10 protein-coding genes are annotated in these 14,535 nt (G+C 41.8%); 3 read left to right on the forward strand and 7 right to left on the reverse strand.

The window, feature by feature from the left end; genetic code table 11:
* Window positions 1-32: 32 nt before the first annotated feature.
* Window positions 33-407 carry a fluoride efflux transporter CrcB gene (gene crcB, locus CZ367_RS12960; RefSeq protein WP_077197213.1) on the forward strand — a complete coding sequence of 125 codons (375 nt, stop codon included), beginning with the start codon at window positions 33-35 and terminating at the stop codon, window positions 405-407.
* A 410-nt stretch (window positions 408-817) separates the two neighbouring features.
* On the opposite strand, the gene CZ367_RS12965 is transcribed toward crcB, so the two are convergent.
* The 7 genes from CZ367_RS12965 to CZ367_RS12995 all read right to left on the reverse strand — a co-directional run bounded on the left by CZ367_RS12965 (window position 818) and on the right by CZ367_RS12995 (window position 12,973).
* The gene (locus tag CZ367_RS12965; RefSeq protein WP_077197214.1) at window positions 818-1,078 is read right to left on the reverse strand and encodes a hypothetical protein; all 261 of its coding nucleotides are present in this window, start codon (window positions 1,076-1,078) and stop codon (window positions 818-820) included.
* Window positions 1,079-1,363: 285 nt separating this feature from the next.
* Window positions 1,364-3,796 (reverse strand): translocation and assembly module lipoprotein TamL, encoded by a 2,433-nt coding sequence (gene tamL / locus CZ367_RS12970; RefSeq protein ID WP_077197215.1) that lies wholly within the window; start codon window positions 3,794-3,796, stop codon window positions 1,364-1,366.
* Window positions 3,780-8,906, reverse strand: a complete 5,127-nt coding sequence (locus CZ367_RS12975) for a translocation/assembly module TamB domain-containing protein (protein WP_077197216.1) — start codon at window positions 8,904-8,906, stop codon at window positions 3,780-3,782. Before CZ367_RS12975 ends, tamL begins: the two co-directional genes overlap by 17 nt.
* A 391-nt stretch (window positions 8,907-9,297) precedes the next feature.
* Entirely contained in the window at window positions 9,298-10,524 is a 1,227-nt protein-coding gene (locus CZ367_RS12980) for a hypothetical protein (protein WP_077197217.1), read from the reverse strand.
* Window positions 10,525-10,647: 123 nt separating this feature from the next.
* Entirely contained in the window at window positions 10,648-11,241 is a 594-nt protein-coding gene (locus CZ367_RS12985) for an aminotransferase class IV (protein WP_077197218.1), read from the reverse strand.
* On the reverse strand, window positions 11,225-12,208 hold the full coding sequence (locus CZ367_RS12990) for an aminodeoxychorismate synthase component I (protein ID WP_077197219.1): 984 nt from the start codon (window positions 12,206-12,208) through the stop codon (window positions 11,225-11,227). The genes CZ367_RS12985 and CZ367_RS12990 overlap by 17 nt, the downstream gene beginning before the upstream one ends.
* 333 nt (window positions 12,209-12,541) lie before the next feature.
* A complete protein-coding gene (locus tag CZ367_RS12995; RefSeq protein WP_077197473.1) occupies window positions 12,542-12,973 on the reverse strand; it encodes a Fur family transcriptional regulator in 432 nt (143 codons plus the stop codon).
* Between the two features lie 241 nt (window positions 12,974-13,214).
* On the opposite strand from CZ367_RS12995, the gene kdsB reads away from it, so the two are divergent.
* Together kdsB and CZ367_RS15250 are read left to right on the forward strand one after the other, a co-directional pair.
* Window positions 13,215-13,943, forward strand: a complete 729-nt coding sequence (kdsB, locus tag CZ367_RS13000) for a 3-deoxy-manno-octulosonate cytidylyltransferase (protein ID WP_077197220.1) — start codon at window positions 13,215-13,217, stop codon at window positions 13,941-13,943.
* A 348-nt stretch (window positions 13,944-14,291) separates the two neighbouring features.
* Window positions 14,292-14,495, forward strand: a complete 204-nt coding sequence (locus CZ367_RS15250) for a hypothetical protein (protein WP_144005996.1) — start codon at window positions 14,292-14,294, stop codon at window positions 14,493-14,495.
* Window positions 14,496-14,535: the final 40 nt, after the last annotated feature.

A 14,535-nucleotide genomic window follows, 5' to 3' on the forward strand; every position in this document is an offset into this window, starting at 1 on the left:
GCTTAAAAGATGTTGAAAAAATCGCTTAAAAGATGTTGAAAGACGCATTATTAGTAGGATTGGGAAGCTTTTTAGGTGGTAGTGCACGCTATATTGTTTCCAAACTATTACCCTTATGGATAGCATCGCCCTTCCCCATTGCAACTTTTGCAGTGAATATTATAGGGTGTTTTATTATCGGACTGCTTACAGCCTTGCCTACTGAAGGTTGGCTCAGCACAAATACAAAACTTATTCTGACAACAGGATTTTGCGGTGGATTTACCACCTTCTCGACTTTTATGAATGAAAACAATGCATTGATAAAAGATGGGAACATTATGATGGCAGCATTTTACATTATTCTTAGTCTTGCATTGGGCTTTGCAGCAGTAATTATGGGCATACAATTGGCAAAGGCTATATAAAAGAATAAAAAATGTATATCACATCAAAAACGTTCCGTATACTTGATTTACATCATTTTTAGCAAAGGATATACAAAAAAAAAGTTCAAATATTTGTGTGTGTGCGGAAACAATAGTAACTTTGCAGTGTCAAAAGATAAATAGATTGTTTAGGTTAGTAGTAATAGATTTAGTTTTAGTTAATTAAAGTAGAACAAGAGAGATTGTTCAAACAATAGGTTAGTTTTAGGTAAATTAAGATTGATAAAAAGGGATAACAATGATGCAAGATTTTGGTTATGCGCCGTGAGGTGCAAACCAAAAATCAAGCTTCAAATCTGATAAAAAAGGTATTTAAATAAAAAAGCGAGGCCGTTTTGGTCTCGCTTTTTTGTTCTATCCTATTCCTATCATTAATTCAAAAAATAAAATTACTTCTTCTTCATTGCCGATTTTATCATTGCAATACGTTCATTGTATATAGGTTGCCACTTGTCGATAATGTTTTTTAAATGGATACTCTCTGTTTCAAGCTGTACATACTCCGCAGTAGAATGCTTGTTAGCTTTAGATAAATCTAACATTCGGTTAAGAATTAGTCGCTGATGTTCAAATGTTGCACGCAGCTGCTTGCCCATTTTTTCGGTTTGCTCCATAAAAGCAACTATCTTTTCTGTATTATCTTTATTCATATATGGCAATGATTTTAGGCTGGTTCTATAAATTAGCTTTGTTAGATTTTGAGCTTATTTTTGAGATCAAAATACAAGAGAGTGAAGGAGTGTAGCGAGCTACACGACTGAACGAACTTACATTTTGAACCAAAAACGGAGCAAGCCGAATGCAATCAAACTTGTTTGAATTGTTGAGGCGCAGCCCGTTTTATATAAAAAAGAAGCCAAAAGATAATAAAACGTATTTCATAAAAATTTAATGACTATATGCGGTGGTAATTTATAGAACCTGCCTTTACATTATTAAAATGGTAAGCCTATGGCAAGATGGATGGCTTGTGCGTCCTTGAAACGATTGATATTATATAGCCCACCTCGTTCTGTTTCGTATGGAACGTGGAGACCTACGCCCCAATCTACACGAATCATAAAGAAGTCTAAGTCGTAACGGAGACCTACACCTGTACCGAAAGCTAACTCTTTAAGAAAATTCTTGGCTTTAAACTGAGAACCAGGACGGTTCTCGTCATAACGTAACGTCCACACATTGCCCGCATCAAGGAATACAGCACCATAAAGTTTGCCAACAAGATGTGGACGATATTCTAAATTGGCTTGAAACTTCACCTCACCAGTTTGCTCTACATACGAGTGATTGGCCATAGTTGGTTTATAAGTACCTGGACCTATCTCACGCACATTGAAAGCACGAATACTATTTGCACCACCTGCAAAGAATTGTTCGGAATAAGGAGCAACCTTACTATTGCCATAAGCCCATACCACACCTGCATTGAGATGGGCAGCAATAGTGGTCTTAGGACTTATTGTCCAAAGCTTTGTAAAATTGGTTTCTACTTTTACAAACTGTGCAAAAGGATTTTTAAACATTGTTTTACCCACAGTGCTAAACTTCTCGCCTGCAACCATATAACCTAATGACAGCAGATTAGAAGCTTCGCTCACGGTAGACCACCAACGTATAGGGTGAGCATACGTAGACGGACTTGTATAAGTGTACTGAAATACTGATTTGGGGATAAATTGGTCAGCCATAGAAACTTCAAGATAAGGCATACTATCACGAAGCTCTAAAAACTTATCGGTTACACTTACCATATATTCGTAAGTAAGTGAAAGTGGCTTAAAGATAAACGAGTGACGCTCGTTAGGTGCCCAATTGTAAGCTAATTCACCCGAAACCACATGACGCTTGAAATATTTAGAACGATTGATAACGTTCACCGCAGCACTTAATGTAGTAGTAGGTGTTTCGAAGAACTTCTTACGTGGTTTACGTAAAGGAGGTTGTTCGCCACGTGCTAACGCTTCCGCCTCGGCTTTTCTTCGGCGTTCTCGACGAATACGTGGCGGAGTATAGAACGGACTGATGATGCGTGGAAATTGAAGTGAGGCTTCTGCACCATATTCATAATCGTTAAAATGTCGATTGTTCACGCTCTCTTGGCTTCGTTTTGTTGCCCATTCGTAAGCTCCATGAACACGAATGTTCAATAGTTCAGCTCCACGAAAAGCATTACGCTTTGCCATACCCACAATTAGTTCAGGGCCATATTTCCCCGATGTTTTTCCACGGCCGTATGCCTCAACATAGAAGTCATAAGGTTTGTCAAAAAGAAAGTCGAGCGACATATCAAGCGTAGTGCAAGTATCGCTTTCATTGCGTGGTGTGAAATGAATGGTAGTTGAACTAAACAAGCCAGTCGCATTGAGCTTTTCAATGCTTTCTTGATGCTTCTCTAAGCTGTATAAGTCGCCACGACGCATTTGTAAATCATTAGATATTACACGTGTACGCAATGGCGAACGCTTACCATTATAATTTATTGTGTAATTTCGATTGACACGTTGCTTCTCCAGCGTTTCCATCAATTGCTTATATAAATTGACCGTAATATTGCCAATATACCATTGTTTTTTAGCATTCGCCGATAGCGAATCGGCCATCTGTAGACGCATCACAGCCTTACCTTTTATTAATGTTGTGTCTGCCAAATAACTTGCATCGTTGTTTTGATAATAATAATATCCATTATCTTTGAACAATTGTGTAATGCGTTGTCTTTCAGCTTCGAGCGTAGCCACATTAAAGGGGTCGCCTCCGTGCAGCACGCTATTATTCATTGTAGCTTTAATGAGCGAATCTTGAGTTGGCAAAAAGTTAACATAACGCAATGTATCAATCGTCCATAGATGTCCCATATTCACAAAGTATTGAAGCATTGTCTTCTTAGGATTGCGTTGTGGAATTTCTTTGTAAGTGATTTTGCCATCAAAATAGCCACGCTTATCCAAAAGGTGTTCGCCCACTGATACGTGCAGACTTGGGTTCGCATTTTGCATTGTGATAGGACGTGAGCCAAAGGTACGAGTTAGCCATTTGCTTACACGAGTAGTATCTTTAGAAAATGCGTTCCATATCCATAAACCCACAGGAAAAGGTGACTTTACCGATGGACTATTGAACAATGCCCCATTAGGCTTTGTAGCAAGCACCACATCAAGTTCTTCCTGAATGGTTGGGAAATAGGAGTTTTTCTCATAATTGGAGTATTCTGTAGACTTCATACCTGTATAAAGTTGCTCGCCATCAGGAATAGCAGATGTTGTGCTACACGATGTTAAAGCAACCAGAATACACAAGAGAAGTAGCCCCAAAGGAAAGATAAAACCCACTACTCCACCTTTTGTCTTATCATCAATTCTTTTTCTCATTCGTAAACTGTATTAAGCTATCACGTTTAGGTTGTTGTGGTGTTTGAGACTGCTTTGGTTCACCTCCTCTCCACTTGAAGATGTCTTTGAAATGATTTAACTTTCTTCGCCACATATAACCAATACCAAACTCTCCTTGGTTTCCTTCCAACCAATCGTAAGCCTCACGTTCGTAATATAACTTGAGATATTGTGTTTCCTTTTTATTCAATCGGTATTCTAACGAGAAGTTATCAAAGAAAGCACCATTTTGTCCGTTCATTTGCGAACCCGTAGACACTCGCCCACCCATTATGATACGCAAGCGATTGTCCAACAAACGTTTAGAGAATTTAAATGTATAATCCGTATGCAAACTACCTGTAGCATCAGCCGTACTTTCCATATTTGCGGTCAAATTAACGCCCATAGAGTTAAGTGCCTTGCCTGTTATTGCATTCACCTTGCTCTGTAAGAAGCCCATCAATGCGCCATTCATAGCCGAGTTAGTGGTAGCACTGTTTGCTCCATCGAAGTATAACCCCGAAGCCAACATTGTTACAGCCAGTTTAGAACGTTCCTCAACTGTCTTGGTATTAAGTACATTCTGAATTTCTTGGTCTTCAGGTGCTTGAATAATAAATTCAACCCCTGGGTTAGGGAACTTCTTAGTAAGGCTCACACCTGTTTCAAAATCTACAATACGTCCATTGCTATTAGCTCCATCTGAAACATTCGAACGCACACGTTCCGTAGCAGTAATATTAAGTAATGGCTCTTGCGGATTACCCAAAAATTCTATATAACTGCCCTGTTGCACTTGGAAAGTGCGAAGCGGAATGATAGGCAATGAATATTTCATCTGTCCATCATTCATTGTATAACGCCCAAATAGGCGTGCGCCATTTGTAGGGTCGTAAGTCATTGTGAACGCACCACCACCTATCAAGTCTATATAGTTAGAGTGGTCTGGGTTGAGCGCACAAACAATACGTGCTTGATTATCAATATTCAATGCAAGATTCATTCCGAAACCAGCAATATCTGGTCGGCGCACCACATCAGGTGTAGAGTCGTTCAAGTTTGTAAATGTCACAAGGTCTTCCAATTCGGTATCCGTTGCCAATTGTGCATCTCTCATCACATAGGTCATATCCGTAGAACCTAATAAATCCACTTTACCGTCCAATTGCAATTTAGTCATCAATCCGTGCAATCTACCAACAAAGTCTACATAAGCCTTGCCATATACTTCCGAACGCAAATTTTCTTTCTCACTAATCAATTGGAAATTATTTGCCTTCATAGCAATATCCATTGCCATTTTATCGGTATTGGCAAAATCAATATACCCCATAAGTGATAATGGTGAGCCGTTTTTGGCATATAGCTTGAAATCTTCGAATTCTATTTTGCTTTTGCTTACTTCCAAGGCTTGATTTTCTACTTTCATTTCTATGCCATAAGGCTCGCTGAAAATGTAAGCTGAATCCATTTCCAACGTACCATTAATATCCAATCCTGCCAATGGTCCTTCCACCGAAAGTGTTCCTTCACCCGTACCACGAAGCCCTATTAAGCGGTCAGGAACGAGTCCATTTATATAACTTAGTGGGAACTTATTCATTTCAAATTCAGCGTCCAAATATCCTTCGCCTTCTGCCTTATAAGTACCCGACAGCTGCCCCACCTCTACGCCATCACGTGTAACAAGGCCGTTTACAGAGTGTGTGCCATCTTCAAGCGGAATATACACAAATTCAGAGCCCACATTACCCATCTTATTTCCTTCATATACCATTTGATTGATACGCATATCCGACGACACAGTGAGGTCGGTAGCCGTCTGCACTACGTGGTAGTCGCCATTTAGCTCGCCCGAAATATTAGGCGTAAAAGGCAGTACAGCCAAGAGTTCTTTCAACTCAAACTTCGTTACACCTATAGTAAAGTTCTGCAAAGCAGTAGAGTCTGTATCGTCTGTATACAACTGAACACCAGCTCCATCGTCAGCCTTCAGTTGTATATTTCCTGACAGTCGCTTGTTGCGTGCAAAATACATATAATTGCCTTCATTCACCGTAAAGTCCTTGTAGCCCAATACCACCTTAGGCGATGTCAGTTGAATATTAATTCCATCACGCACCATTGTTGCTTGCGGAGACAAAGCAAGTGCCATTTGTCCCTTATCATCAACCACTGCAAGCGTACCATTAATGCCGTGTTCAAAGAACGAACCTTGCAGATACACTTGATAAGGATACTTATTTTGCTTGCTATTTATCACTTGAATACTATAATTCAATCCATCATCACTATTTGCCAATTGAGCTTCAACGACATCAAAACGCAGACTATCATATTCTAAAGAGTCTACATAGATGCTTCCATTGATGCCATCAACTGCCGATGAGGTAAGATTGACATCAGCTGTGTTAAACTTATAGCCCTTCTCGGCTAAAATCGTACTAAACAGATTTTCACTTCCACTCTTCAACTTTAATTGTCCGTTAGGCAATAATGCTTTCAACGCAAGTTGGTTTATAAACTTATTGTCTATCTGTTTTTGCAAGTCGGTAGCTATGTGCTGACCTTGAGCCATTACATATTTATAGCTTCCAGCCCAAGCGGTATTCAGCACAAAGTCGCCACTTTCCACAACAGCGTGTGTGGTATCTCTGCGGCTCAACACATCTACATTGACATCTCTGAGTTGATACAGCTCACCACGATTATTCACCTCCACATCGGCGAGCACACCTCGTACCATCAAATTGTCAGCCATATCGGTAGCAAAATCGATATTTGTACCCATCTGAGCCGTAAAAGGATTGTCTACTACACCCAATTGATAAAGGTCTATGTGGTCCCATCGTCCATTCACTCCTCCTTTTATCGCATCGCCTCTCATTTCGGCATCAATATTAAGATTGCCCGCAACGAGTTTTACAACGTCTTTGCCCCTATGTTCGTCCACCTTAAGATTGCCCAAATAGCCTTTCACTGCGTATACTTTCTTCATATCCGAGTGTATCGTAAGGTTGGCATTGCTTGCCACAACATAGTTCTTATCCATCACGCCCAACGCCTTAAGATTGGCATACGCCAACACCCCCTTTACGTGAGCGTCCAAAGCATTAGGCCTAACCTTTGCTGTAAGGTCAACATCACCCGATGCTAACAGTCGTTTGCCGCGTCGTCCCTCACTTGTTAAGCGGAATTTGCGCAATGGTCCACACACATAATGGTTATTCTTCATATCCGACTTTACATCTACATCAGCCCAAGTCGATACCACATAAGGCTCTTCCATCACGCCCAATCGGCGCAAATCTATACGTGTTAGCCAGCCTTTTACGTGCCCGTCCACCATCTTGTCGGTCAGTTTTCCTGTATAACGGAATTTACCAGCAAGCATTGAGTTTGTACTATTGATGTCGATAACCGCCCTACCGCCTGCCATACGCACATTACCGCCAAAACCATCGAGTACATAGCTGCCAAAGCGGAATTTACGTATCTTGGTTTGCAAGTTGAGCGAAGCCGTAGGCGCAAAGATGTCTAATCCTCTTCCTTGTGCAAATATTTCACCTGTAAAGGCGCTCAATCCCTTGTTAGGCACAAAATGATGCAACTGCAAATTTGTAGCATCAGCCTTTACACGGTAAGCCTCTGTTTTGCCATCATAGAACGCATCGGCAAATATGCGTCCACCTCCTTCTTTCATTAGCACACGTGCGGTGTACATCTCTTGGCGTATCTTCACATTGGCCTCTACATCTATATTACGCGGAATATTGATTTGGCGTTGCACATCACGAGGCAAAAACGCCTTCACAAAGCGTACATCAGTCAGTTTGCCACACACAGCCACATTGGCTTTCATCTGTTTTGGACGAAGCATATTAACGAGTTGCCCACTTCCCCTCACATTCAGTACTTGTGGTATGCTTATATGCGTATCACGAAAACTTAGGTTTTCCATATTGCCACGGAAGATCCCTTGCACCGAAATGGGTTTCGATGGTATGGCATTATAAGTCTTAGGCGATAATCCTACTAAGAAAGGGTGCAAATCTTGTTTATGAAAAAAGCCGTCCACCTTAGCATAAAACTTACCTGGGCGATGGTCAGCAAAAGCATTCAAATCCATTTCGTAATGCCCTTTCAGCTCGCTTTGCGGCATCTTGGCATAAAGATTCTGCAAATAGAACTTCTTTTCATCTAAAGTAAAAAGTGTTCTGAAGTCGGTTACACACAGACCGCTTTTTTCTTTAAAGTTGGCAGTTCGTACCCCCATAGCCATCTGCAAGCTGTCATAACGCAGAGTATCAAGACCCAAATTCAGCTCTCGCATAGCAATATGAGCTGCATCAAAGCCCTGCCGTTCCTTCGGTTCGTAAGGTCTATCATAATTCAAAGCACCGTTTTGCCAGTCTACACTCGCTGTGCTGTACACCTTATTATATAGGTCTATATGGGTCTGCTTCACATTAGCTTTACCAAAGTAGGCCTTTACCACCATCGAGTCGTGTGGCAGACGCAGTCTAAATTTTGTTTGTTGTATCGCCAAGTCGTTTACATCTATCTTCCACAACATAGGTTTCTTGGCTGTATCTTCAGGCATTGTATCGTTCAAAGCTATATCCAAGTAGCCCCCTTGCAGCCTTGCCACATTCAGCACTGCGGTGCTTTCTTTTAGGTCTACTCCTCGTGAAGCAATATGCAGTTGGTCTAAATCGCCTTGTATCTGCACATCACCAATATAGTTAATCGTGTTCACCTTCAGCCCTTTAAAGGTAAGCGCATCTATATTTACTTTACTTTCAAACAGTGGCAATAGTTCTACATTAGCCACAAGTTCACGCACATCAGCCACTGTGTCTACCCTATTGGGAATAGAATCGTTAGGGTGCAATGCCTTAAACCCTTCTAATTTAAGGTCTAAGGGGAAAGCAAGCGACACGTGGTCTACAGAAATATGAAGTCCTGTTTTTTCGGAGGCATAATCAGCTACTTTCTTTACAGCCCAATTCTGTACAGGGGGCACATAAAGAAATATCAAAAGAATAATGAAAAGCAAAATGGGAGTTAACACTATGGATATCAGCCATTTTAAAGTTTTATTCATACGCCTTTATACCGATCAAATTTGATTTAAAAACAAGTTTCATCTGCAAATATAATCATAATTACGCAGAAAAAGAAATCTTAAAGGGGTAATTTTAGGAGGAGGAAGGTATCTTTTTAGAAGTTAAAAGGAGTTAGGGGGGAGTAAAGGGAGTTAGAGCCATTACCTTTGTTCGCTGCAGTTTTGTCGGACTGGTCGGACTTGTCGGACTGGTCTGACTGGTCTGACACGTCCGACTTGTCTGACTTGTCTGACCTGTCAGACTTTCCCAAGCTATTCGCTAATTAGCGATCCTCTCCCAACGGAGGAGTTGGGAGAAGCCGAAGGGGTTAGTGCCCATCTTTGTATTGTTAAGCTTTACTTATCGCCGAGCTTAGTTATCAAGCACGTGTTACAACCCGAACAATGCTTGATAAGAATTTGTAACATATTGGGAGAGGTCGGCATAAAGGCGTGCCATTTCCTTGCCCTCTACCTTGCCTTTTTTATACCATTTGTCGGTAACAATCGTAGTGCGTCGGAATATTTCTTGCTCTACGGGAGCAAGTTTTTGCATTATGCCATCGCCCTGTGGGTTATGGAGTGCTTCCCAATAGAAATAACGGTCGCTGCCTATACCTTCGTGAAAGGCATACACACGTTCTTTCAGTGCGTCTACTTTCTTGCCAAACTCAGTTACTTTCTCATTGTTATCGGCACGATATAGGGCTGGCAATTGTTCTTCTGCATCTTTCAGCCAGAATGGGAAGGCTGTACTAACAGGTGGATAGCCCAATACTGTCCACATCGTTGTAAGTTCAGGGTTTTCGTTAGGTTTTACACCTATTATCACTCCAGAACAAGCTGTACCAACACGCGAAATAAGGTCGTGGTCGATAAACCATCCTGCTGTGCGAGACTTGTTGTGCGAGCCATCACGTAAGTCGATGCCAAGTTTAGGATTCTTGAACGAGCGCGCCAAGTCGGTAAACATCCATTCGGCAGTAATCTGCTTTGTTTTTGCAGCTGCTGCCAATGCTTCGTCATCGGTTTGGTATCTTACAAAGCCCAATCCTTCGTGCTCCTTACCTGTAAAACTAAAGTTGGTTCGAGCGATATAGCCATTTGGCGCAACATTGGGATCGTTGGCATCGAAGTATTTCCAACTGCGTGTGCTCACTTCCACCCAGCCTGCTCCGCCTTTGGCATCTATCACGCCAAAGTTGGCACACAGTCCATCAAGCTTTGCTGTGTCCAAGTATTGCTTCAGTTCGTCTACGGTAGCACATACATTGAGCACTTTGTACATAAATTCGCCATTCTTATCCCCTGGTTCTACGCCGTTAATGGTTTCTTCCAAGTTGAACGATTGGGTATTCATAATAGAGAACCCCGCTGTATTAGTACCCATCCATATTTCTTGTGTGCTGCGTGGCTTGCAGTCGGCAATACCAATAAAATTGTATTTCGTTCCGTGAAAAAACTTCATACAGTTTTGCAAGTTGTCGGTATCACGCACTTTCCACAACAGTGGGCGTCCGTCTTTGGTTACCTTTCCTGTTACTACAGCAGCTGTGCAGGCATATCCCACACTAACCGTTGCACAAAGCATCATCAAGATAAAAAGTGTCTTTTTCATATTTTCCTTATTTTCGTGCTGCAAAAATAAAGATTTATTTCTAAACTTCAAAGTTTTTGGCAGGGTGTTTTTATCCCAAGAAACTCCTAAATTGGTCTAATAAGCGAGTTGAGTTTGTAGATTTTACGGATAGACAAAGTTGTCCAACACACAATCGCCCAAGTCCATCATTGCATTGATAAGGGCTATTTTTTTGTATTTTGGCAAATCGGTCACTCGTATTTCACGTTCTACAATGAGCCCTTTCTCTATCAGTGCCGCACGTTGTGTGCCGTGTAGGAGGGGCGTAGAGGGGGTTGCCCATACAGTGCCATCATAGAGGGCTACATTGGTATAGGAAGTATCGGTGATATGGTTGTTTTTCACTATTATCACTTCTTCATCGGGGGCAACCATCGCTTTAAGCCTATTGAGCTGTGTGCGGTCGGTGCTTTTGTAAGGATAATGAGCCTCATCGCAGGGTACAAGGCGGAGCTTCTTGATGCGTCTTATTATATAAGGTGTAAACGTGAGGTCGTAAATGTGATGTGCATCGTAGGTAAAGCGCAATTTTCCACACTCCACCGCAGGGTCGATTACACTTTTAAGGTCGGAAACTACAAGGGGAGTATCCGACTTCCAAAAGTGTTGTCGGGTAGCCCTTACACGCTGCAAATGATAGGCTAAACGGGCTATCTCTCCCCTATTCACCCGTATGGTTTCAATGAATTGGCACATATATCTTTTCTATTACCTCGTTGTATTCGTCGTCGTTGTCGCTCTTGGCTGTAATGCCTCCCCCTGCTTTGTAAAACAAGTTGCCGTCCTCCTTATCAATGAAGCGTATCATTACCGCACTGTCTAATGTTCCTTTGTGCCAATATCCCATCACACCCGTATAAAACTTGCGGTCGTATTGTTCGGCTTCGGTTATTATCTCCACCGTCTTTGCCTTAGGAGCACCCGTGATAGAGCCTGCTGGGAGCATACTAAAAAGCAGTTCGCCTATGTGGTTTTGATAATAAGGTAGGAGGTTTCCTGTAATTTCGGAACTGGTTTGCAGTATCTCGCTTTTATGGGTAGATAGGCGGTCGATGTAGCGATATTTGGTTACACTTACTTCTTCAGCCACAATACTCAAGTCGTTGCGTATCAGGTCTACTATCGTAGCGTGCTCGGCTGTTTCTTTAGCATTGCTCATCAACAGTTCTTCGGCATTGGGCAACAGGGCGTTGATAGTGCCTTTCATAGGATATGAGCTAATTTGAGCGCCTTCGATGCGTACAAATATTTCGGGCGAAAAGCACACAAACTCATCACGCAGCCACAAGCGATATTTAGCTTCAGAGCGCAGAAAGATGTCGCGCAGTGACAGATTGGTGGTTATGGGCACCTTGCACGTTAGATTAGCCAAATAGCTGTTGCCCATTCGCTGGTTGTGCTTCACAAGATTGATGGCACGTTCGTAAGCGTCTTTATCGGGCTTGGTGTATTGAAACTCAATAGTTTGGCACGAGGGTTGCGCCGTAGGAGGTATATTATTGAAGTGCGGAAAAGCTATTAAGAGCTCTTCAGCATCTATTTCGTCGGTTTCGCAAATATAGGTTTGTTGCTTGTCATAGCTCACCACAAAGACAAATTCTTTGTCGTCGTGTGCCAATTGGTTTATCTTTTGTTGCGCTTCAAGTTGATTGTAGAGTTTCATAGCTCAAAATTACACATACTATTTTATGCGTACAAATCCTTAAACAACTTTTAACCCCAAAGAGCGTGTAGGGGCTTGTTCCACCGAGTTCCGTTTTCTTCTTGATGCTGCTTTTTATTTAGGAGTTAAAGGGAGTTACCGCTCGTTCTTCGCTTGGGGAGTTAAAGCCAAATCGGTCGTTAGACCCGTCAGACCAGTCGGACTTGTCGGACTTGTCTGACACGTCCGACTGGTCTGACGGGTCTAATGACCGATTTGGCTTTAACTTTGGTTAAGCTCGATTACGCTACAAAAAAAACTGCCAAGAACTTCTCTTTCGTGGCAGTTTTTAGCTTATGATATCTTCTTTTCTTCAGTGTGCTGACACGCAGGGCAAATGCCCTTGTAATAGAGTTGGGCATCTTCGATATGAAAACCTTCCATATCAGAGGTAACATTGCGTGGGGGTTGCATTTCGTGGAAATCGTACACCTTGCCACAATGTTTGCAGTAGAAGTGAGCATGAGGCTCGGTAGTGCCATCATAACAAACACGATGCTCGTCAATGGTAATCATAAACGCAGCTCCCTTCTCAGAGAACATACGGAGCGTGTTGTAAATAGTGGTTCTGCTAACAGTAGGCACACGTTTCTTGAGGTCTACAAATATCTCGTCGACTGTTGGGTGGGTGTGATGTGTAAGCAGATAGCGCAAAATCTCAATGCGCTGAATAGAGGGGCGTATGCCACATTCTATTAGCTTTTTATAAGCTGGATCTGTATTCATCATTCAATATATTTTTTGAAACGCAAAGATAATTTATTTTAAAGAATAGACCAAAAAAAATCACTAAAAAGACTACAAATTTATGAAAATTATAGTGCTTTAATAAAATATAGGACAATGTAAAAATGGCTTAAATTAAAAGAAGTATTCCGTTGGGTTTATCATCTTTTTTGTATCTTTGTATTTAACGTATAAAAATGGTACGTAGAGATAAAAACAAAATCAATACAGAGAAACAAAAATGAAAGTAGTAGGAATAATTCCAGCACGATACGCTTCGTCGCGTTTCCCAGGCAAACCTTTGGCGATGCTGAAGGGAAAATATGTGGTGCAACACGTGGTGGAACAGGTGAACAAGGTGCTCACAGATGTGTATGTAGCTACCGACGATGAGCGCATAGCCAAGGCAGTGGAGGAGTTTGGCGGAAAGGTTATCTTGACCCGTGCCGACCATCAGAGCGGAACAGACCGCATAGCCGAAGCAGTGAGCAAGTTGGAGGCGGTATATGATGTGGTGGTAAACATACAGGGCGATGAGCCTTTTATACACGAAAGTCAGATAAGGACGGTGGTAGAATGTTTTGAAGACCCTACTACCGATATAGCTACTTTGGGCAAAAAGTTCGACACGCTGTCGGCTGCCAAGAACCCTAATTCGCCTAAAATTATCCTCGACAACAACAATTGCGCAATGTATTTCACTCGTGCTTTAGTGCCTTATATCCGCAATAAGGCAGAGGAAGAGTGGCTTGAGGCATATCCTTTCTTGAAGCACATCGGACTGTATGCTTATCGCACCGAGGTATTGAAAGCCATCACTCGCCTACCCCAATCGTCGTTGGAATTGGCAGAGAGCTTGGAACAATTACGATGGTTGCAGAATGGATATAAAATAAAAGTGGGACTGACCGACATCGAAACCATTGGCATAGATACGCCCGAGGATTTGGAAAGGGCTGAAAAAGCATAGCACGGCATATTGTTCTGTTTTTCGACTTTGCAACTTTCTAAAACAAGACATCTATCTTACGTGTCCCAAACATTGATATTTGAGGGTGTCAAAGTTTAACTTTGGGAGGGTAAAACATTATGTTTTGCAGTGTCAAACATATATGTTTCAGATCGCATTTATAAACCATTGTTTTTCAATGGTTTACAAAGGAGAAATTCTGCCTTTTTGCCTAAAGTGTGATTGTTCTATTCTTCTGCTTGAGCATTAGCGTAACAGGTGGTAAAAGAAGCGAACGAAGAAGGGAGAAAATGCGCAACGAAGGGTTTTCCAAGAAATGTTTGGAGGTGTAAACAAAAAATACTAACTTTGCATAGAGGCAGTCAGAAGGGCTTTTGGCGGAGTAATTGGGAAACATCGGATCAGTCAGACCCGTCCGACCCGTCCGACTTGTCCGACCAGTCCGACCAGTCCGACTCGTCCGACTTGTCCGACAAGTCCGACAAAACTACAGAAAACAAAGGTAATGGCTTTAACTTCCCCAACCAAGGAACGAGCAATAACCCACATTAACTCCGCCTAACTCCTAAATAAGATTAAAACTTAAAATAAA

The sequence above is a fragment of the Prevotella ihumii genome (genome assembly GCF_900155655.1).
GTDB lineage: Bacteria > Bacteroidota > Bacteroidia > Bacteroidales > Bacteroidaceae > Prevotella > Prevotella ihumii.

Excerpts from the sequence above, each read along its gene's own strand:
- CZ367_RS12965 (WP_077197214.1), bottom strand. The coding sequence starts at position 1,078 with ATGAATAAAGATAATACAGAAAAGATAGTTGCTTTTATGGAGCAAACC.
- CZ367_RS12985 (WP_077197218.1), bottom strand. The coding sequence starts at position 11,241 with ATGTGCCAATTCATTGAAACCATACGGGTGAATAGGGGAGAGATAGCC.
- CZ367_RS12990 (WP_077197219.1), bottom strand. The coding sequence starts at position 12,208 with ATGAAACTCTACAATCAACTTGAAGCGCAACAAAAGATAAACCAATTG.
- CZ367_RS12980 (WP_077197217.1), bottom strand. The coding sequence starts at position 10,524 with ATGAAAAAGACACTTTTTATCTTGATGATGCTTTGTGCAACGGTTAGT.
- CZ367_RS12995 (WP_077197473.1), bottom strand. The coding sequence starts at position 12,973 with ATGAATACAGATCCAGCTTATAAAAAGCTAATAGAATGTGGCATACGC.
- CZ367_RS12975 (WP_077197216.1), bottom strand. The coding sequence starts at position 8,906 with ATGAATAAAACTTTAAAATGGCTGATATCCATAGTGTTAACTCCCATT.
- crcB (WP_077197213.1), top strand. The coding sequence starts at position 33 with ATGTTGAAAGACGCATTATTAGTAGGATTGGGAAGCTTTTTAGGTGGT.
- tamL (WP_077197215.1), bottom strand. The coding sequence starts at position 3,796 with ATGAGAAAAAGAATTGATGATAAGACAAAAGGTGGAGTAGTGGGTTTT.
- kdsB (WP_077197220.1), top strand. The coding sequence starts at position 13,215 with ATGAAAGTAGTAGGAATAATTCCAGCACGATACGCTTCGTCGCGTTTC.